Genomic DNA, 19,929 nt, shown 5'->3' on the forward strand with positions numbered 1-19,929 from the left:
AGCGCGGCCACAAATGACGACATAGGCCAGATTTCACGCGGTCTCAAATCGCCATCGCGACGAGGCGTCAGCGCTTGTCGGGGCCTTCCCGGGCCGCGATCTGCTCGACGAGATCGACAATCGAGCGGCGCATCTTTGAATCGGTGATCTGCGTGAACGCCTTGGTCAAGGCCAGGCCTTCGGAGGTCGCGAGAAAATCCGAGACGTAAGAGGGCGAGGCGCCCTCGCTGAAGCCATCCGGCCCCGGCACGCCGCTCGGACCGCCCTCGAACAGAAACGACACCGGCACCTGCAGAATTTCGGCGATCTGCTGGATGCGGCTCGCACCAACCCGGTTGGTGCCCTTCTCGTATTTCTGGATCTGCTGGAAAGTCAGGCCCAAAGCGTCACCGAGCTTTTCCTGACTCATGCCCAACATGATGCGGCGCATACGCACGCGACTGCCGACATATTTGTCAACAGGGTTGGGCGCTTTCGACATTTCCTCAGCCCTCCAAACACCACCTTCAGCGCAATCAATCGCAGTGCCTCAGGTGCAAGCAACGTCAAATCAAACCCTGTTATTGGGAAACATTGCGGAGAAATTTAGCAACGCACCGCTGTCTTTTTTGCAGCCGGTGCAGAATGGGGAGCCCGCGTGCAGTCTGTCAACCGTGGGACTACGGTTGTCAAAAGTTTCCGGCTACCTCCGCGGCGATGGCGCGATCAGCTCTGCCGCTTGCTGACGCGTCGGCGGAGGGCCAGAAACACGGCCAGCGCGACGAGCATGGCTGCGGGCGCATCGCCCACCCGCGCGTAGACGGTCGGTGGGATCGCGGCGGGCAGATTTGCATCCAAAATGCCCTCGATGCCAAGTCCGAGGCTGGAAACGGTGCGGCCCACCGGATCGATCACGGCGGAGATGCCGGTATTGGCGGAGCGGACCAGCGGCAATCCGAGTTCGATCGCGCGCATCCGCGACTGCTCCAGATGCTGATAGGGGCCGGTCGAGATGCCGAACCAGCCGTCATTGGTGAGGTTCACGATCCAGCCGGGACGTTCGCTGCGACCGGCCACTTCGCCGGGAAAGATCGCTTCGTAACAGATCAGCGGCAGCGCGGGCGGTGCGCCGGGGACCTGCAGCGCATGCCGTACCGTGCCGGGAATGAAGCCGCCGCGCACACGCGTCAGTTGCTCGAATCCGAGCTTCTCCATCAACGACTGGTAGGGCAGAAATTCGCCGAACGGCACCAGATGCAACTTGTCGTACACGGCCAGCACGCTGCCGTCGTGGTCGATGACATAGATCGAATTGTAGGCACGCGTGATCGGCTTGCCGGGCGGCAGATCGGGCGCGCGGACCGAGCCCGTGATCAGCACGGTGCCTTTCGGAAGAAGATCGGCGATCTGTGCCATCGCGTCGGCTTCGCGGGTCAGGAAGAACGGAAAGGCGGATTCCGGCCAGATCAGGATGGTGGCATCGCGCACGCCGGTCGATTGCGGGCCCGAGGCGCGGTCCGACAGCGCCAGGTATTTCTTCATCACCTCCGTCTTGGCGGCGTAGTTGAACTTCGCGTCCTGCTGCAGGTTCGGTTGCATCAGGCGCAGCTTGGCGCCCGCGACCATCATGGTCGGATGCAGCGCCAGGCGGATCGCGCCGAAAATGCTCATCACAAGCAGGAGCCCAATGGCCGCCGCCGGCACGCGCCATGGCAGGCGGCGATCGGGCGTGCGGTCGATCAGCGTCGCCGGGCTCGCGAAGATCGCAACCGCCAGGAACGTCATGCCCCACAGGCCGATCAGCGACGCCGTCTGCGCCAGCGGCAGCGGCTCGGACAATGCATAGCCGAACGCGTTCCAGGGGAAGCCGGTCAGCGCGTGGCCGCGCAGCCACTCGCTGACGGTGAGGCTTGCTGCGAGCGCAAGCACGCGCGTGGCGTTCTTGGTCCAGAGCAGGCGCGCCAGCGCAAAGCCGATCGCCGTGAAGATGGACAGATAGGCCGGCAGGCCGAGCACGGCGAACGGCGTCAGCCAGGCGAATATATCGGCGTCGACGAAGAAGGCGTAGCCGATCCAGTAGAGCCCGGGCACGAAATAGCCGAGCCCGAACCAATAGCCGGTCAACGCGGCGGCGGGGACGCCGCCATATCGGCCGGCGCCGGCGCCGTCGATCAGCCAGACCAGCACCGGGAAGGTGATGAACAGCACGGGGAAGAGGTTGAACGGCGCCAGTGCCAGCACCGACAGCGCTCCGCACCCCATGGCGATGACCGCGCGCTTCCATCCCCAGGCGAGGATGATGGCAAGCGCGATTTGCCGAAGTCGCTGGAACGGACTCACTGCTGGCTGGTCCCGTCGCTCGGCGGCGGGCTGGGCGTGTCGCCGGCCGGCGGCTGGCTGCTGTCCGGCGCGGCCTCGCGGCGGTTTCTCTCGCGCTGGGTCCGCGGCGCGGGACGCTCCTTTCGCGTCGAGATGCGCAGCCGCTTGACGCGGCGCGGATCGGCATCGAGCACCTCGACCTCGTAGGTGCCGGGGCCCGAGATCACCTCGCCGCGCACCGGCAGGCGCCCGACGAAGCTGACGAGATAGCCGCCCAGCGTCTCCACCTCCTCGCCGGCTTCGCCGGTGACGAAATCCTCGCCGATCACCGAGCGAACGTCGTCAAGGCTGGCGCGGGCGTCGGCGATGAAGGCGTTGTCGGGCAGGCGCACGATCGAAGGCGGCTCGTCGCTATCGTGCTCGTCGTCGATCTCGCCGACGATCTGCTCGACGATGTCCTCGAGCGACACCAGCCCGTCGCTGCCGCCATATTCGTCGACCACCAGCGCGAGGTGGATGCGCGTGGCCTGCATCTGCGCGAGCAGGTCGATCGCCCGCATCGACGGCGGCACGTAGAGCAGCTTGCGGATGATGTGGGCTTCCTCGAGCGGCATCGCGAGATCGACGGCGCGCAGGTCGAGCCCGGCCGGCAGCGGCTTCTTGCGCTTGGTCTTGGTGGTTTCCGACACGCGGGCGCGCGCGGTCATGAAGGCGAGCAGGTCGCGGATGTGGACGATGCCGACGGGGTCGTCGAGCGTCTCGTTGTAGACCACGAGGCGCGAATGGCCGGCGCTCTCGAAGCGGTCCATCAACTCGCCGAGCGGGATGTCCCGCTTCACCGCGACGACGTCGGCGCGGTGCACCATGACATCGGCGATGCGGCGCTCGTGCAGGCCGAGGATGTTGCGCAGCATGGTGCGCTCGACCGCGGAGAAACCGGAATCGCCGGGCGTCGTCGCATCGAGCACGACCTGGAGGTCGTCGCGCACCGATCCCGCCTTCCAGCCGAACAGCGCGCGGATGGCGCGCAGCAGCCAGCCATCGGCGGTCGGGCGCATCACCTCGCCCTGCGTCACCACCGCCGGCAAATTGGCCGTGTTGCGCGGGTTGTCGTGGACCGGGTCGGAATCGGGCATCTCAGTGCGTCCCCGCGCGGTCTGCATAGGGATCGGGAATTCCAAGCTGCGCCAGGATCTGGGTCTCCAGCGCTTCCATCTCCTCGGCGTCGCCGTCGTTCTCGTGATCGTAGCCGATCAGGTGCAGGAAACCATGCACGGCGAGATGGCTCAAATGGTGATCGAACGGCTTTTGTTCCTCGTCCGCCTCGCGCCGCATGGTCTCGTAGGCGATCGCGATGTCGCCGAGCATGCGCGGCGCATCGCCCGGCTTCCATTCGCCCTCCGGCTGAAGTGCGGGAAACGACAGCACGTTGGTCGGCTTGTCGATGCCCCGCCAGTTGCTGTTGAGGGTACGGATACCGGCGTCATCGGTCAGCATCACCGCCACTTCGGCGTCGGCAACGTCTTCGTCGACGCTTTCGGCGGCGGCCGCAACCGCGCGCTGGATCACGGCTTCGGAATCGGGCTCGTGCTGCCAGCAATCGGCGACGACGAGGACTTCGGTCATGGGAAGGTTGGGATGGGACATCATGTTGTCTGGGACGAAAAGGCGCAATGTCCGCGCCCTCCGGGGTCCAGCTGTTGCCTCGTCAGGATTGGCCGGTGGCCGGCCGCTGCGGCGAACCTTCGTAGGCGGCAACGATCCGCGCCACGAGTTCGTGGCGGATCACGTCCTCGGCCTTGAAATGAACTTGGGCAATGCCCTCGACGCCGTTCAACAGGCGAGTCGCTTCGGCGAGGCCCGAGGTCTGGCCGTTCGGCAGGTCGATCTGTGAGGGATCGCCTGTGACGATCATGCGGCTGTTCTCGCCGAGACGGGTCAGGAACATCTTCATCTGCATCGACGTGGTGTTCTGCGCCTCGTCCAGGATGATGGCTGCGTTGGTGAGGGTGCGGCCGCGCATGAAGGCCAGCGGCGCGATCTCGATCTCGCCGGTCTGCAGCGCACGCTCGACGATGCGCGCATCCATGAGGTCGTAGAGCGCATCGTAGATCGGGCGAAGATAGGGATCGACCTTCTCACGAAGATCGCCGGGCAGGAAGCCGAGCCGCTCGCCGGCTTCCACCGCCGGACGCGACAGGATGATCTTGTCGACCTCCTTGCGCTCGAACAGCTGCGCGGCATGCGCCACCGCGAGCCAGGTCTTGCCGGTGCCGGCCGGGCCGATGCCGAACACCAGCTCGTGGCGCTTCAGCGCGCGGATGTAGGAGTCCTGCGCGGCGGTGCGCGCGCGCACCGGGCGCTTGCGCAAATTGATGCTGTCGAAGGCCGATTTGGCCGATTTGGCGTCGAACTCGAACAGCGAGCCCTGGGCGATCACGGCGCGGATCGCGCCTTCGACCTCGCCCTGGTCGAGATCCTGTCCCTTCACGGCTTGCGCGTAGAGCATCTCCAGCACGCGGCGTGCGGCGTCGCAGCCGTCGCGGCTGCCGCCGATCGTGATGTGGTTGCCCTTGGAATCGACCACGACGCCGAGCCGCCGCTCGACCTGCGCCAGATGCTGGCCGTAAGGGCCGACCAGTGCCGAAGCGGCGCGGTTGTCGTCGAAGTCGATGACGACCTGGGTCTCGGGCGGAACTTGCATGTCGCGGTCAAATTTGCGGCTGGGAGCGAACGAAGACGAATCCGATGCGCTTTTTGGCAAGGGTTCAGGCTCCACTGGCTTGCGATAAGGCGGGCTCGCCCGCTCTGGGCGGAACGGCGAGCTCGCCGAGAAAGCTGTAGCGCTCGAGGCTGTCGATCCGCACGGGCAGGATCTGTCCGATGATATCGGGCGAGGCCATCACATGAGCGGGCTGGAGGAAGGCGGTGCGGCCGACGATCTGGCCGTCCTTGCGCGCCGGACGCTCGAACAGCACGTCGACCGTTGAGCCAATCGCGGCCTTGTTGAAGGCCGATTGCTGGCTGTCGATCAGTTCCTGGAGCCGCTCCAATCGCTGGTCCATCTCGGCGGGGGACACCGTCTCCTGCATCTCCGCGGCCGGCGTTCCCGGCCGGGCGGAATATTTGAACGAATAAGCCGCAGCGTAGCCGATTTGCGTGACAAGCGCGAGGGTGGCGAGAAAATCTTGCTCGCTCTCGCCGGGGAAGCCGACGATAAAATCTGATGAAAAAGCAATGTCTTGGCGCGCGGCGCGGAAACGGTCGACGACCCCGAGGTAATCAGCGGCGGTATGTTTGCGGTTCATGGCCGCCAGAATCCGGTCCGAGCCCGACTGCACCGGCAGGTGCACGAACGGCATCAGGGCACCGAGATCGCGATGGGCCGCAATCAGGCTGTCGTCGACGTCGCGGGGATGGCTGGTCGAGTAGCGCAGCCGTGCGATGCCGGGAATTTTGGCCAGATGTTCGAGCAATCGGCCGAGCGGCCAGGTTTTTCCGTCGGGCCCATCGCCGTGATAGGCGTTGACGTTCTGCCCGATCAGCGTGAGCTCGCGCACGCCGTTGTCCGCGAGCCGCTTCACGTCGTCGACGATCTTCGCCACCGGGCGCGAGACTTCGGCACCGCGGGTATAGGGGACGACGCAGAAGGTGCAGAACTTGTCGCAACCTTCCTGCACGGTGACGAAGGCGGAAATGCCGCGCGCCCGGATGGCGTCGGGCTTGGGCTGGGCCAGGAAGCCGAACTTGTCGGCGGCCGGAAATTCGGTCTCGATCGCGCGGCCTTCGCCCTCGGCGCGCTTCAAGAGCTCCGGCAGATGATGATAGCTCTGCGGCCCCACCACGACGTCCACGACAGGCGCGCGGCGCACGATCTCCTCGCCCTCGGCCTGCGCCACGCAGCCGGCGACCGCGATCTGCATCGCGCGGCCGCCGCGGGCGGCCTCGTCCTTGGCGACGCGCAGGCGCCCGAGCTCGGAATAGACCTTTTCCGAGGCCTTCTCGCGGATATGGCAGGTGTTGAGGATGACGAGGTCGGCGTCTTCAGCGCTGGACGTCTCCACGAATCCCTCCGGAGCCAGCGTGTCCACCATGCGCTGGGCATCGTAGACGTTCATCTGGCAGCCAAATGATTTGATGTGCAGCTTGCGCGGCGGCGTCATGGAACCCGAAATGGCGGTGGAGGACGGCCTTCACATAGAGGCTGGAGCGCCGAAAATCCAGCGAATGGGGCCCATCTCCGCCCGTCATTCCGGGGCGCGCGCCAGCGCGAACCCGGAATCCAGAGGTTTCGGCGCTAGATTCCGGGTTCACGCGCGTCGCGCGTGCCCCGGAATGACGGTCCGGGGCAACATCATCAGCCCGCCAGGGCCTTCGCCTCGACCCGCCGTAGCAACTCCGGGAGCTGGTGCATGTCGGCAAAGGTCAGCTCGGCGCCGGCCTCGCGCAGCGTCTCGGCATAGCCTTCGCGGCAATGGCTGCCCCCGTAAAACCCGAACACGGTCATGCCGGCGGCCCGGGCACCGGCTATTCCGGCCAGGCTGTCCTCGATCACGACGCAGCGCTGGGGCGGCACGCCCATTTCCTTGGCCGCGAACAGGAACAGGTCCGGCGCAGGCTTGCCGTTCTTCACCTGCGAGGACGAGAAGATATTCGGTGCGAGGCGCTCATAGAGGCCGGTGCACCCGAGGCTCACGCGCATGCGTTGGTGCGAGCCGCTCGATGCGACGCAGACGCGTTGCGTGACGACATCAAGCACGTCATGGATGCCTCGGATCGCCTCGAGGTCGGCCTCGAACGCGCGTAACAGCTCGTCCTGGAGATCGCCGTGATAGGCCTCGGGCAGCTCGCGGCCAAGCTCGGTCTCGATCTCAAGATTGGCCTGCTTGGTCGAACGGCCGAGGAAGCGGTCGAACACCTGCTCCGAGGTGATCGGATAGCCGTGCCGCGTCAGCACGTCGGCATGGGCGCGGCAGGAGATCACCTCGCTGTCGACGAGCACGCCGTCACAATCGAAGATGATGAGGTCGATGGACACTAAGGCATGACCCGGAAAAGTGTGAAGCGGTTTTCCGACAAGGTCATGCCTGATCAAGACGTCGGCTTGTCGTCGTCGAGCGGAACGCAATAGAGCTCGAGCCGGTGGTCGACCAGCTTGTAGCCGAGCTTGCGCGCGATCTCCGCCTGGAGCTTCTCGATTTCCTCGGAGGTGAACTCGATCACCTTGCCGTCGCGTAGATTGATGAGGTGGTCGTGATGGCTGTCGCGCATGGTCTCGTAGCGCGCGCGGCCCTCGCGGAAGTCATGGCGCTCGATGATGCCGGCGTCCTCGAACAGCTTGACGGTGCGATACACGGTCGAGATCGAGATCTTGTCGTCGACGGCGACGCAGCGCCGGTACAGTTCCTCGACGTCGGGGTGGTCGATCGCTTCCGCAAGCACGCGGGCGATGACACGGCGCTGCTCGGTCATGCGCATGCCGGTAGCGGCACAGCGCGCCTCGATGCCGGACGCCTTGGATGCGGAAGAAGGTTTCAATGCGGTCATTGTTTGTCTGCCTGGCAGGGGCGCTTTCTGCCACCGATGTTACGACAAGTCACGCCGCATCAGAAGGGCGTTCAATTGTTCCCCGTTCGGCTGCTTATAGTAGCGTTCGCGGCGCCCGACCACCACGAATCCGCACCCGGCGTAGAGCCGCCGCGCCGGCTGGTTGTTCTCCTCGACCTCGAGAAATATTGTGCGGACGCCGCGCCCGGCGAGGTGGCCGAGATGGGTCATCAGCAGCGTGCGGGAGAGGCCGCGGCCGCGATAGGCCTCGTCCACCGCGATCGAGAGAATTTCCGCTTCGTCCGCCCCGATCCGGGATACTGCGAAGCCGATGGTCCGGCGTCCCAGGCGCAAGCGATGCACCAGCGTGTTGCGCTCGCTGAGCATGGTCTCGAATTCACCTTCGCCCCAGCCATGCGCGAAGGAGGCGCCGTGCAGCTGCGCCAGCCGCGCGGCGTCGCGCATGGCTGCGGGCTCGACGGCGGCGGTGCCGCCGCGCCACCATTGCGACAGCCATCTCATCATGAGGTTGCAGCGTGTGCTGCGAACGGCGGAGCTGCGGCGGGCTTTGCGTCGGGGGCCTTCAGGTAGAATGGCCGCGCCGGATTTGTCTCGGGATCAGCGGCTGCGCCGAGCCAGGCCACCCAGCCGATATCCGGCGCTGCCTGCGTGTCGACCGCGACTGGTTGCTCGCCATCTTTCGGCCAGCGCTCGGCGAGGATGTTTGCGGCATTGCCGACCAGATGCGGCGCGCCGAACTGCGAGGCCGCGATCGCCTCGTCGATGGCCGCGACGCGCGGCCGCACCAGCTGGCTGCCGTCGCCGGCGACGATCTGGAAATAGACATGGTCGTGCCGCGCATCGATCGCGGAGATCACCGGTGCGGATTTGCTTTGGCCGACGACGGCGGCGGCGAAGGCCGACAAGGTGGTGAGGCCGATCGCCGGCCGTGCGGCCGCGAGCGCAAGGCCGCGCGCCGCCGAAATGCCGACGCGCAGGCCGGTAAAGCTTCCGGGGCCGACGGTGACCGCGATGCGATCGAGCGCGGTGAAGGCGACATTGGCCGATTGCATGACGCGCGCGATCATCGGCATCAAGGCCTCGGCGTGGCCGCGCTTCATCAGAAGCTGCTCCTGCGCAAGGAGCTCGGCCGCTTCGGTGTCGAGCACCGCGACGGAGCAGGCGTCGAGCGCAGTATCGATGGCGAGGATCAGCATGAAAAAGCGAATGGCGAATGGCGAGTGGCGAGCAGTCTAGCGGACCACACGCCTATCCGCCATTCGTCATTCACTATTGCAGGCCCCCGATATGCCAGCTGTGACAACCGTCATTCCGGGATGGTGCATTGGCACCAGACCCGGAATCTCGAGATTCCGGGTTCGGTCCTACGGACCGCCCCGGAGTGACGACTTCGTCGTCACATCGGCCGGACTTCGACCACGTCGGGCACGAAGTGCTTGAGCAGGTTCTGGATGCCGTGCTGCAGCGTCGCGGTCGATGACGGGCAGCCGGAGCAGGCGCCCTTCATGTTGAGATAGACGATGCCGTCCTTGAAGCCGCGGAAGGTGATGTCGCCGCCGTCATTGGCGACCGCCGGCCGCACGCGCGTCTCGATCAGGTCCTTGATCATGTCGACCGTTTCGGCATCGGCCTCGTCGAAGAACTCGTCCTCGTCGTCGAGATCGGCATCGCCTTGCGCCGAGCCGTCGGCCAGCAGCGGCGCGCCGGACATGTAGTGCTCCATGATGGCGCCGAGGATCGCGGGCTTGAGCTGCTGCCATTCACCGTTCGCCTTGGTCACGGTGATGAAATCCGATCCGTAGAACACGCCGGTGACGCCGGGCACCTCGAACAGCTTTTCGGCCAGCGGCGAGCGCGTCGCGGCCTCCCGGCTCGAAAACTCCACCGGGCTGCCGTCGACCACGACGCGGCCGGGAATGAATTTCAGCGTGGCGGGATTGGGGGTGGCTTCAGTTTGAATGAACATGGTTTTCTCCAGACGTCGCCGGTTCAAGGCCGGCGCGTTGCCTCTTCCCTAGCAGATGGCGACGGCGAACGCACGATCAAGGGGAGGTGGGATATTAGCTCATAAAAATCAGTGGGTTGGCCTTACCCTCCCCCTCCAGGGGAGGGTAAGGCGGCGTGGCTACGACAGCGAATCCACGCTTTCGTCGCTCAATGCGCCTGAAATGATCGTCACGGGAATCGGGAACGTCCCCACCACGTGCGCGAGCAGCGCGACCAGAGGGCCCGGCCCTTCGGCGCCGGGATTGGCGGCGAGCACCAGCATGGCGATGTCGGGGTCCTCGTCGATCACGGCGAGCAATTGTTCCATCGGCGCGCCCTCGCGGATCACCCGCTCCGGGGTGATCGCGGCGATGCCGTTGGCGCGGCCCGCGGCGCGGTCGAGCGCGGCTTCGGCGGCTTCCTGGGCTTCGGCGCGCATGATGTCGGCGACCCCCAGCCATTCCTGGCTCTGCTGCTCTGGCTCGACGATGCGCAGCATCACCACGCCGCCGCCGGCGCGAATCGCCCAACGGCTGGCATAGTAGACCGCGCGATCCCATTCGGCGGTGTCGTCGACGACGACGAGGCATTTGGGCTTGTGACCCGGCTCGAAGCAAAGTCGCTTGCTGGTCATGCATGTCCCGGCGAGTGCATGGCGCGCATGCTGCCACACTCCCGCAAGCTTGGGGAGGGGAGATCGGGTCGGCGCTCAAGCGCCGACCGTCTTCAGCGCCGGCGGATGAAGCCGACGATGTCCTTGGAGAGCTTCATGGTCTCGTCGGCAATCGCGCGCGCGCGGTCGGAGCCGTCGTTCAGGATCGCATCGATATGGCCGGGGTCGGCGACGAGGCGCTTCATTTCGCCCGCGATCGGCGCCAGCTTGGTGACGCACAGCTCCGCCAGCGCGTTCTTGAAGCTGGAGAACTGGCCGGCTCCGAAATCCCTGAGCACGTCGGCCTTGGAGCGGCCGGACAGTGCGGCGAAGATGCCGACGAGATTGTCGGCTTCGGGGCGCGCTTCGAGACCCTTCTCCTCGGTCGGCAGCGGCTCCGGATCGGTCTTCGCCTTGCGGATCTTCTGCGCGATGGTGTCGGCATCGTCGGTCAGATTGATGCGCGAATTGTCCGACGCATCGGACTTGGACATCTTCTTGGTGCCGTCGCGCAGGCTCATCACGCGCGTCGCCGGACCCGTGATCAAGGGTTCCGGCAGCGGGAAGAACAGCCCGTCATTGGTGCCCTGGGCGCGGATGGAATCGCCGAAGTCGTTGTTGAACTTCTGCGCGATGTCGCGCGAGAGCTCGAGATGCTGCTTCTGGTCCTCGCCGACCGGCACGTGTGTGGCCCGGTACAAAAGGATGTCGGCGGCCATCAGCACCGGATAGTCGAACAGCCCGACCGAGGCGTTCTCGCGGTCCTTGCCGGCCTTCTCCTTGAACTGGGTCATGCGGCCGAGCCAGCCCATGCGCGCGACGCAATTGAAGATCCAGGCAAGCTCGGCATGGCCCGAGACCTGGCTCTGGTTGAACACGATGTGCTTTTTGGGATCGATGCCGGCTGCGATGAACGCCGCGGTGACCTCGCGGGTGTTGCGCGTGAGCTCGGCCGGTCCGCCCCAGACGTCGACGCCTTGCGTGATCGCGTGCATGTCGACGACGCAATAGATGCAGTTGTGGGTTTCCTGCATCTTCACGAAGTTGACGATCGCGCCGAGATAGTTGCCGAGGTGCAGATTGCCCGTCGGCTGGACGCCCGAAAAGACCCGTTCAACGAATGGCATGGTCAGCCTTCCCATAGGTATTCGGCCGTCGTTTCCAACAGCGGCGCTGCCCCGTCAAGGGCAATTCGATAGCTGGCCCGTTCAGGCGGGACGCTTCAAGGCATTGACCGCCTCGCGCCACGAGGCCGCCCCTAGGATCTGCAGCATCAGGCCGTAGACGGCGATGCCGGCCCCGATCTGCAGGCCCACCACGACGAAGCGGACGAGGCCGTGCGCCTCCGAGTGCACGAGACCCGTGGTCAGCCAGAGCAGGGCGCCCATCGCGGCCGCCGCAAGCACGATCCGCGGCAGCCGGTTGCGGGCGGCCGCATCCACCGAGAAGCCGAACTCGGCTGCACCTTTCCGCAGCAGCGAGAACGCGCTGCTCCAGGCGCCGGCCGCGACGCTCGCTGCGATCCCGCTTGCGCCGAACAAGGGGCCGAGCAGCACGGCCAGCACGACGGCGACCGCAAAACCTTTGGCGGTGGCGAGAAGCGGCGTCATCGTGTCGCTGCGGGCATAGAAGGCCGGCGACAGGGCCTTGATCAGCACGTGCGCCGGCAGGCCCAGCGCCAGCCATATCAGCGCATGCGCGGTCGCCATGCTGTCCTCGGTGCTGAAAGCGCCGTGCTCGAACAGCAGCCGCACGATCGGCTCGGCCAGCACGATCAGGCCGAGCGTCGCCGGCAGCGCCAGCCCGGCCGCCAGCTCCAGCGCGCGCGATTCGGCATGCACCACCGCCTCCCGGTCGGAGCTGGCGACGGCGCGCGTCAGCTCCGGCACCAGCACGGTGCCCATGGCGACGCCGACGATGCCAAGCGGCAGTTCGATCAGCCGGTTGGCGAAATAGAGCCAGGATACCGCGGACGGGGTCGCGGATGCGATGATGGCGCCGGCCACCATCAGCCATTGCGGACCCGAGCTTGCGATCATGCCGGGGACGGCCTTGGCGAAGAACGCGCGCGTCTCCTTGTCGAAGCTGACGCGCAGCGGCGTTGCGAGGCGCGCGCTTCGCTGCGAGAGCAGCATCGCGAGTTGCAGCAGCCCGGCGACGCCGACGGCGGCCGCCAGCAGCCAGGCGGCGACACCCGCGTCGGCATGCCAGACGAGCAGCATCGCGGTCGCCGCGATCAGCGCGATGTTGAACAGCAGCGGCGAGAACGCCGTGAGGGCAAATCGCCCCTGCGCGTTCAGCAGGCCCATCAGCACCGTGACGGGTCCGGCAAAAGCGAGATAGGGCAGCATCAGCCGCGCGTTGGCGATTGCCAGATCGAGCGTCGCGCTGCCGAGAAAGCCGGGCGCGATCATCGTGATGATCAGCGGCATCACCAGCGCGATCACGATCGAGATCGCGACCAGGGCCGCGCTGACCGTGCCGAGCATGCGTCCGGCAAATGCGGCGGCGGCCTTCTCGCCATCGCGCTCGCGCACCCGCAGCCAGGACGGAATCAGCGCCGTGTTCAGCGCCCCCTCGCTGAGCAGCCGGCGCACCACGTTGACGAGCTGGAAGGCTGCCAGGAACGCGTCCGCCACGGCGCCGGTGCCCAACAGGGCGGCAATCATGGAATCGCGCGCAAAACCCAGCAGCCGCGAGGCCAGTGTTCCCGTCGAGACGGTCAGGAAGGAGCGGATCATTGCTCTTTAGTTCATCCCGTTGCTTGCTCGCGCACGGCCGGGCGTGATAGGCCGCAAGCCGGATTTCAGGCTGACAGGAAGCGGATTTTCGCAGGGTTCGCAATCCGCCAAACAGGATCTAGGTGAATGGCTGACGTGAAATATGACGTTCTCGGCATCGGCAACGCGCTGTTCGACGTACTGGTCAGGACCGACGAGGCTTTTCTGGTCAAGCACGGCATGGCCAAAGGCAGCATGTCCCTGATCGATGAGGCGCGGGCGGCCGCCATCTACAAGGACATGGGGCCGGCCACGGAGGTCTCGGGCGGCTCGGCGGCCAACACCATCGTCGGCATCGGCAGCCTGGGGGCGCGCGCCGCCTATGTCGGCAAGGTCAAGGACGACCAGATCGGCAAGCTCTATGTCCACGACATCCGCGCTGCCGGCGTCGCCTTCAACACGCCCGCCGCCAAGGACGGTCCCGCCACCGGCTGCTCCTACATCCTCGTCACGGATGACGGCGAGCGCACCATGAACACCTATCTCGGCGCGGCGCAGGACCTGTCGCCCGCCGACATCGATCCGGCCGAGATCGCCAGCGCCGGGATCGTTTATCTCGAGGGCTATCTCTGGGACCCCAAGAACGCCAAGGACGCCTTCGTCAAGGCGGCCAAGATCGCCCATGACGCCAGGCGCAAGGTGGCGCTGACGCTGTCGGATTCGTTCTGCGTCGACCGCTATCGCGACGAGTTTCTCTCACTGATGCGCAACGGCACCGTCGACATCGTCTTTGCCAACGAGTCCGAGCTGCATTCGCTCTACATGACCTCCGACTTCGACACCGCGCTGAAGCAGCTGCGCAACGACGTCAATCTCGGCGTGGTCACCCGCAGCGAGAAGGGCTGCATGGTGGTCTCGTCTGAAGATGCCGTCGCCGCGCCGGCCTTCCCGGTCGACAAGGTGGTCGACACCACCGGCGCCGGCGATCTGTTCGCCGCAGGCTTCCTGTACGGCCTGGCGCGCAATCTTGCGTACAAGCAGTGCGGCGAGCTCGGTGCACTCGCGGCCGCCGAAGTGATCCAGCACATCGGCGCCCGTCCGCTGGTGTCGCTGAAGGAGCTGGCGCAGCAGCGCGGGCTGACGGGATAAGGTCCCGCGCTCGCCCCGTCATTGCGAGCCACCGGGTCCGCGCAAAGCGCGGCCCGATGACAGGCTCCGCGAAGCAATCCAGTCTCTGTCTCAGCGGAAAGATTCCGGATTGCTTCGTCGCAAGAGCTCCTCGCAATGACGATGCACCTCACGCCGTCTTCGCCGCCTTCAATCCGAGGCGCTGCTCGACTTCCTCGCGCATCACGAATTTCTGGATCTTGCCGGTCACGGTCATCGGAAACTCGTCGACGAACTCGACGTAGCGCGGGATCTTGTTGTGGGCGATCTGACCGTCGCAGAAGGCGCGCACCTCTTCGGCGGTCAGCGTCTCGCCCGGCCTGACGCGGATCCAGGCGCAGAGCTCCTCGCCGTAACGGGTGTCCGCCACGCCAAAGATCTGCACGTCCTGGATCTTGGGATGACGGTACAGAAACTCCTCGATCTCGCGCGGATAGAGGTTCTCGCCGCCGCGGATCACCAGATCTTTGATACGACCCACGATGTTGCAATAGCCGGCGTCGTCGATGGTGGCGAGATCGCCGGTGTGCATCCAGCCACTGGCGTCGAGCACGTCGGCGGTCTTTTCCGTCTCCTCCCAATAGCCCAGCATGACGCTGTAGCCGCGGGTGCAGAGCTCGCCGCGCTCGCCGCGCTTGACGATCCGGCCTTCGAGATCGACGACCTTGACCTCGACATGCGGGTGAATGCGGCCGACGGTGGAGACGCGCCGCTCGAGCGGATCGTCGGTTGCGCTCTGGAAGCTGACCGGGCTGGTCTCGGTCATGCCATAGGCAATGGTGACCTCGCGCATGTTCATCTCGGTGTTGACGCGCTTCATCACCTCGATCGGGCAGGGCGCGCCGGCCATGATGCCGGTGCGCAGTGATTTCAAGTTGAACGTCTTGAACTCGGGGTGATCGAGCTCGGCGATGAACATGGTCGGCACGCCGTACAGCGCCGTGCATTTCTCCTGTTCGACCGCGCGCAGCGTCGCGAGCGGATCGAAGCCCTCGCCCGGGTAGACCATGGTTGCGCCGAGCGTGACCGAGGCGAGGTTGCCCATCACCATGCCGAAGCAATGATAGAGCGGCACCGGAATGCAGATGCGGTCCTGTTCGGTCAGGCGCATCGCGCGTCCGGTGAAATAGCCGTTGTTGAGGATGTTGTGGTGGGTCAGCGTGACGCCCTTCGGCGATCCCGTGGTGCCGCTGGTGAACTGGATGTTGACGGGGTCGTCGAATTGCAGGACAGCACCGAGCTGGGCAAGCCGTTCGCGATGCGCGGCCCGGCCCATGCCCGCGACCTCTTCGAACGGGATCGTGCCCGATGCCGCCGGGCCGCCGATCTGGATCACCATTCGCAAGGCCGGCAATCGCGCCGCTTGCAATTGTCCGGGCGTGGCACCCGCCAGCTCCGGCAGCAGCGTGTTGAGCATCTCGATGTAATTGCTGGTCTTGAACGCGGTGGCGGTGACGATCGCCGCGCAGCCGACTTTCTTCAGCGCGAACTCCAGCTCGCTGAGGCGGTAGGCAGGATTGATCGTCACCAGGATCAGTCCGGCCTTGGCGGCGGCGAACTGGGTCAGCGTCCATTCCGGCCGGTTCAGCGACCAGATGCCGATCCGCTCGCCGCGTTCGAGCCCCAGCGCGAGAAAGCCCGTGGCGAGCGCGTCCACCCGCTCGGCGAATTCTCTCCAGGTCCATCTGACGCCGTGGCTGGGCGAGACCAGCGCCTCGCGGTTGCCCCAGCGCCGGACCGCACGGTCGAGGCTGCGACCGATGGTGTCGCCGAGCAGCGGCGTGTCCGAGATGCCGCAAACGTAGCTATCCGCTTTATCAGCCAAGTCGTCCATCGAGTCTAAATCCCCCTCGTCAAAAATAGCCGGCAGAGTCCCTCAGTCATGCCCGGGCTTGACCCGCCTGCGCGGCCGAAGGCGCTTCGGCGCGGCGAAGGCCCGGGCATCCACGTTCTTCGTGTCGCGTCGCGAGACGTGGATGGCCGGGACAGGCCCGGCCATGACGCGTGTGGTGAGAGCGCTCAGCCTCTCACGCCGCCTTCTGTCCGCTGCCCGCATCGAGCCCGGCATAGACGCCGCGCTCCAGATCCCGCGAACGCCTCCAGGCATTTCGCGTCGGCGAACGGGAGCAGCTGCATCAGGATCACGCCGGTGACGTCGCGGGCAGGATCGATCCAGTAATAGGTGTTGGCAAGGCCCGCCCAGGCGAGGCTGCCGGCGCTGCGGCCTTCGGCGGTCTTGGCGGTGTTGATCATGAAGCTGAGGCCCCACTTCTTCACCTGCTCCGGATAGAGATCGACGTCGTTGGTGTACATCGGCGCCGCCGTGGTCATCTTGCCCATGGCGAGATCGCCGATGTGGTTCTGCCCCATCGTCGCGACGGTCTCGGCCTTCAGCACCTGGTTGCCGTTGCCGCGGCCCTTGTTGAGAATCATCTGGGTGAACTTGATGTAGTCCGCCGCGGTCGAGTAGAGGCCGCCGCCACCCATGTGGAATTCCGGCTCCTGCTCGAGGCTCGAACGGAATCGATGCGAGCTGGCCGTCCTCGCCGCGCGCATGCATGCCGACGAGGCGCTTGCGCATGCTCTCGGTGATCTTGAACGCCGTGTCGCTCATGCCGAGCGGGTTGAACAGATTGTCGCGCAAGTATGCGTCCAGCCGCTTGCCGCTGACGGCTTCCACCGCCTTGCCGACGAAATCGATGTTGGTGCCGTACTCCCAACGCGTGCCGGGGTCGGTCATGACAGGGGTCTTCAGCGCCGCGTTCTGGCAGGTGGTGATGGCGGGAATGCCGTTCTTGTCCAGATAGACCGCGAGATCGCCGTTCCACATATTGTAGCAGAAGCCGGCGGTGTGGGTCATGAGCTGGCGCAGCGTGATCGGGCGCTTGGCCGGCCGCAGCTTCGCCTCGCCATTGGCGTCGAAACCTTCGAGCACCTGCGGATTGGCGAGATCGGGCAAGACGTCGCCGATCGGCGCATCCAGCGACAGCTTGCCCTGCTCGACCAGCTGCATCGCACCCGCCGTGGTCACCGCCTTCGTCATCGAGGCGATCCAGAACACGCTGTCGGCGGTCATCGGATCGGGCTTCGACAGATCGCGCTCGCCGAACGCGCCCTGATACAGCACGTCGTTACCACTGGCGGCGATGGCGACGACGCCGGGAATCTCCTTGGCCTCGCTCTTCTGACGCAGGATCTCGTCGATCTCAGCTTTGCTTTGCATGGCGTTTCCTCGGATTTGATTATTGTTGGAAGCGACCGATTGTCCTCCCGGATGTCCGGCGCGGCAAGCGCATCTGTGGACCAGCACCGGTCGCGATGTCGTGACTTGACGATCTTGATCCAGCGCAGGACGACAACGCGGCTGAGCGCCTACGCTCTTTTGCAATCTGAGGTGGATCGACGTGCCTCGCTTCACCTTGGATGGGTTTCACGCGATGGCTTCGCGGTTCTCGAGCCCTTGAAACATTTCGTGAGCTGCCGCGTTCAGCACTCGGCCCGATCGACGAGCCGATAAGACTTGATGCAAATGTTGCCGGCCGTGGATGGGCGGCGAGGGGGACCTCAGATGATTTCGACCTGGAGCGAATGGAAGCGCTATCCCCGTCCGGGACGTGGCGAGAACCTTGAGGCGCCGATTTCGCCTGGGATCTACGAGGTCCGCGTCGCCGGCACCGGCGCACTCTACTCCTTCGGGGCGGTGGACAATCTGGCGCAGGCGCTGGCACTGCTGCCGGTCGGCTCGAAATCATGGTTCGGCCGCCGCGACACGTCTCATGTCCCGGATCTCGAATACCGCACATGCGCGACGTCCACGAAGGCAGACGCCAAGGCGGCCGCCGAGCGCATGATCGGCCGCCGTGAGACCTATATGAGCGGCGCGGCGTAAGGCCGCCCACTCTCAGGCTACAGGCAGGTGTGCGTTGCGGGGCGGTGCATTCGGCGCCGCTTGCCCCTATATTCCGGGCCAATCTGATCGCCCAAGTCCGATTGCCTAAGGGAGTACGCCATGACACCGACCGCCGCCGCACGCGCCCGCAAGCCACCGCCACCCTGCGCGACCGGCTGAAGGACCCCTCGCTCCTGAAGGAGGCCTGCTACATCGACGGGGCCTGGGTCGGCACGCCGGTATTCGCCGTCAACAATCCCGCGACCGGTGTCCAGCTGGCAAAGGTCCCGCAGCTCGGCGCGGACGAGACCACCAAGGCGGTCGAAGCCGCCGAGCGCGCCTTTCCGGCCTGGGCCAAGCACACCGCCAAGCAACGCTCCAACATCCTGCGCAAATGGTTCGAGCTGATCATCGCCAACCGCGAGGACCTCGCGCTGATCCTCACCTCGGAGCAGGGCAAGCCGCTCTCCGAGGCGCTCGGTGAGGTCGATATCGGCGCTGCCTATATTGAATTCTTCGCCGAGGAAGCGAGGCGCGTCTATGGCGAGACCATTCCGAGCCAGCGGCCCGATGCGCGGCTGCTCGCGATCAAGCAGCCGATCGGCGTCTGCGGCGCCATCACGCCGTGGAATTTCCCGAACTCGATGATCACGCGCAAGGTGTCCCCGGCGCTCGCGGCCGGTTGCACCGTGGTGCTCAAGCCCGCCAACGAGACGCCGCTGTCGGCGCTGGCGCTCGCGGTGCTGGCCGAGAAGGCCGGCATTCCCAAGGGCGTGCTCAACATCGTGACCGGAGACGCGCCGCCCATCGGCAAGGTGCTGTGCGAGCATCCGGCGGTGCGCTTTGTCGGCTTCACCGGCTCGACCGCGGTCGGCAAGATTCTCTACCAGCAGGCCTCAGTCGGCGTGAAGCGGCTTGGCCTCGAGCTCGGCGGCAACGCGCCCTTCGTGGTGTTCGACGACGCCGACATCGACGCCGCGGTCGAGGGCGCCATCGTCTCGAAATATCGCAACATGGGCCAGACCTGCGTCTGCGCCAACCGCATCTACGCCCAGGACAAGATCTACGACGAGTTCGTGAAGAAGCTGTCGGCAAAGGTCGCGGCGATGAAGGTCGGCGACGGCACCGAGAGCGGTGTCACGCAGGGCCCGCTGATCAACATGAAGGCGATCGACAAGGTCGAGCGTCACATCGCCGACGCGGTGAAACGCGGGGCCAAGGTCGTGACCGGCGGCAAGCGCAGCGAGCTCGGCCGCTCGTTCTTCGAGCCGACCGTGCTGGCCGACGTCAAGCCGGATTCACTGGTGTCGCAGGAGGAGACCTTCGGCCCGCTCGCGCCGGTGATCCGCTTCAAGGACGAGGCCGACGTCATCGCGATGTGCAACGCCTCGCCGTTCGGCTTGGCCTCGTATTTCTACTCCCGCGATATCGGCCGCGTCTGGCGCGTCGCCGAAGCGCTGGAATCAGGCATGGTTGGCGTCAACACCGGCCTGATCACCACCGAAGTCGCGCCGTTCGGCGGCGTCAAGGAAAGCGGCCTCGGCCGTGAAGGCTCGCGTCACGGCATGGAAGAATATGTCGAGATCAAATACGTGATGATGGCGGGGGTGTAGCCGCCAGCATCGCTTGACGCAGGTCAAACGGCTTCG

The 19,929-nt window shown here is 65.7% G+C and carries 17 protein-coding genes and 2 pseudogenes; 3 read left to right on the forward strand and 16 right to left on the reverse strand.

What is annotated here, in order from left to right:
- Positions 1-67 precede the first annotated feature (67 nt).
- The 14 genes from ACETMP_RS24515 to murJ all read right to left on the reverse strand — a co-directional run bounded on the left by ACETMP_RS24515 (position 68) and on the right by murJ (position 13,245).
- On the reverse strand, positions 68-481 hold the full coding sequence (locus ACETMP_RS24515; protein ID WP_375158184.1) for a helix-turn-helix domain-containing protein: 414 nt from the start codon (positions 479-481) through the stop codon (positions 68-70).
- 224 nt (positions 482-705) lie between these two features.
- Entirely contained in the window at positions 706-2,319 is a 1,614-nt protein-coding gene (lnt, locus tag ACETMP_RS24520) for an apolipoprotein N-acyltransferase (RefSeq protein ID WP_375158185.1), read from the reverse strand.
- A complete protein-coding gene (locus tag ACETMP_RS24525) occupies positions 2,316-3,434 on the reverse strand; it encodes a hemolysin family protein (protein ID WP_375158186.1) in 1,119 nt (372 codons plus the stop codon). The genes lnt and ACETMP_RS24525 overlap by 4 nt, the downstream gene beginning before the upstream one ends.
- 1 nt (position 3,435) lies before the next feature.
- Positions 3,436-3,924, reverse strand: a complete 489-nt coding sequence (gene ybeY, locus ACETMP_RS24530) for an rRNA maturation RNase YbeY (RefSeq protein WP_257178984.1) — start codon at positions 3,922-3,924, stop codon at positions 3,436-3,438.
- An 82-nt stretch (positions 3,925-4,006) separates the two neighbouring features.
- A complete protein-coding gene (locus ACETMP_RS24535) occupies positions 4,007-5,002 on the reverse strand; it encodes a PhoH family protein (protein ID WP_375158187.1) in 996 nt (331 codons plus the stop codon).
- Between the two features lie 64 nt (positions 5,003-5,066).
- Positions 5,067-6,461: a tRNA (N6-isopentenyl adenosine(37)-C2)-methylthiotransferase MiaB gene (gene miaB / locus ACETMP_RS24540; RefSeq protein WP_375158188.1), complete on the reverse strand. Its 1,395-nt coding sequence runs from the start codon at positions 6,459-6,461 to the stop codon at positions 5,067-5,069.
- Positions 6,462-6,655: 194 nt separating this feature from the next.
- The gene (locus ACETMP_RS24545) at positions 6,656-7,336 is read right to left on the reverse strand and encodes an HAD family hydrolase (protein WP_375158189.1); all 681 of its coding nucleotides are present in this window, start codon (positions 7,334-7,336) and stop codon (positions 6,656-6,658) included.
- 53 nt (positions 7,337-7,389) lie between these two features.
- The gene (locus ACETMP_RS24550) at positions 7,390-7,845 is read right to left on the reverse strand and encodes a Fur family transcriptional regulator (RefSeq protein WP_126257018.1); all 456 of its coding nucleotides are present in this window, start codon (positions 7,843-7,845) and stop codon (positions 7,390-7,392) included.
- Between the two features lie 39 nt (positions 7,846-7,884).
- Positions 7,885-8,370, reverse strand: a complete 486-nt coding sequence (gene rimI / locus ACETMP_RS24555) for a ribosomal protein S18-alanine N-acetyltransferase (RefSeq protein ID WP_375158190.1) — start codon at positions 8,368-8,370, stop codon at positions 7,885-7,887.
- Positions 8,367-9,062: a tRNA (adenosine(37)-N6)-threonylcarbamoyltransferase complex dimerization subunit type 1 TsaB gene (gene tsaB, locus ACETMP_RS24560; protein ID WP_375158191.1), complete on the reverse strand. Its 696-nt coding sequence runs from the start codon at positions 9,060-9,062 to the stop codon at positions 8,367-8,369. The genes rimI and tsaB overlap by 4 nt, the downstream gene beginning before the upstream one ends.
- A 200-nt stretch (positions 9,063-9,262) precedes the next feature.
- Positions 9,263-9,832, reverse strand: a complete 570-nt coding sequence (locus ACETMP_RS24565; RefSeq protein WP_375158192.1) for a NifU family protein — start codon at positions 9,830-9,832, stop codon at positions 9,263-9,265.
- 159 nt (positions 9,833-9,991) lie between these two features.
- Complete coding sequence (locus ACETMP_RS24570; RefSeq protein WP_375158193.1) at positions 9,992-10,486, reverse strand: universal stress protein; 495 nt, start codon at positions 10,484-10,486, stop codon at positions 9,992-9,994.
- Between the two features lie 92 nt (positions 10,487-10,578).
- Positions 10,579-11,631: a tryptophan--tRNA ligase gene (gene trpS, locus ACETMP_RS24575; protein WP_375158194.1), complete on the reverse strand. Its 1,053-nt coding sequence runs from the start codon at positions 11,629-11,631 to the stop codon at positions 10,579-10,581.
- Between the two features lie 81 nt (positions 11,632-11,712).
- Positions 11,713-13,245, reverse strand: a complete 1,533-nt coding sequence (gene murJ / locus ACETMP_RS24580) for a murein biosynthesis integral membrane protein MurJ (protein ID WP_375158195.1) — start codon at positions 13,243-13,245, stop codon at positions 11,713-11,715.
- Positions 13,246-13,371: 126 nt separating this feature from the next.
- On the opposite strand from murJ, the gene ACETMP_RS24585 reads away from it, so the two are divergent.
- Complete coding sequence (locus ACETMP_RS24585) at positions 13,372-14,373, forward strand: adenosine kinase (RefSeq protein ID WP_375158196.1); 1,002 nt, start codon at positions 13,372-13,374, stop codon at positions 14,371-14,373.
- Positions 14,374-14,521: 148 nt separating this feature from the next.
- Here ACETMP_RS24585 and ACETMP_RS24590 read toward each other — a convergent pair whose 3' ends face one another.
- Positions 14,522-16,216 (reverse strand): AMP-binding protein, encoded by a 1,695-nt coding sequence (locus ACETMP_RS24590; RefSeq protein WP_375158197.1) that lies wholly within the window; start codon positions 16,214-16,216, stop codon positions 14,522-14,524.
- A 202-nt stretch (positions 16,217-16,418) separates the two neighbouring features.
- Positions 16,419-17,614 (reverse strand): annotated as a pseudogene (locus ACETMP_RS24595) (serine hydrolase domain-containing protein).
- Between the two features lie 345 nt (positions 17,615-17,959).
- Here ACETMP_RS24595 and ACETMP_RS24600 point away from each other — a divergent pair.
- Both ACETMP_RS24600 and ACETMP_RS24605 read left to right on the forward strand, forming a co-directional pair.
- On the forward strand, positions 17,960-18,280 hold the full coding sequence (locus ACETMP_RS24600) for a hypothetical protein (RefSeq protein ID WP_027572396.1): 321 nt from the start codon (positions 17,960-17,962) through the stop codon (positions 18,278-18,280).
- A gap of 120 nt (positions 18,281-18,400) precedes the next feature.
- Positions 18,401-19,893: pseudogene (locus ACETMP_RS24605) on the forward strand (NAD-dependent succinate-semialdehyde dehydrogenase).
- Positions 19,894-19,929 lie beyond the last annotated feature (36 nt).

Source organism: Bradyrhizobium dasycarpum, from assembly GCF_042019905.1.
Classification (GTDB): Bacteria; Pseudomonadota; Alphaproteobacteria; order Rhizobiales; family Xanthobacteraceae; genus Bradyrhizobium; species Bradyrhizobium japonicum_B.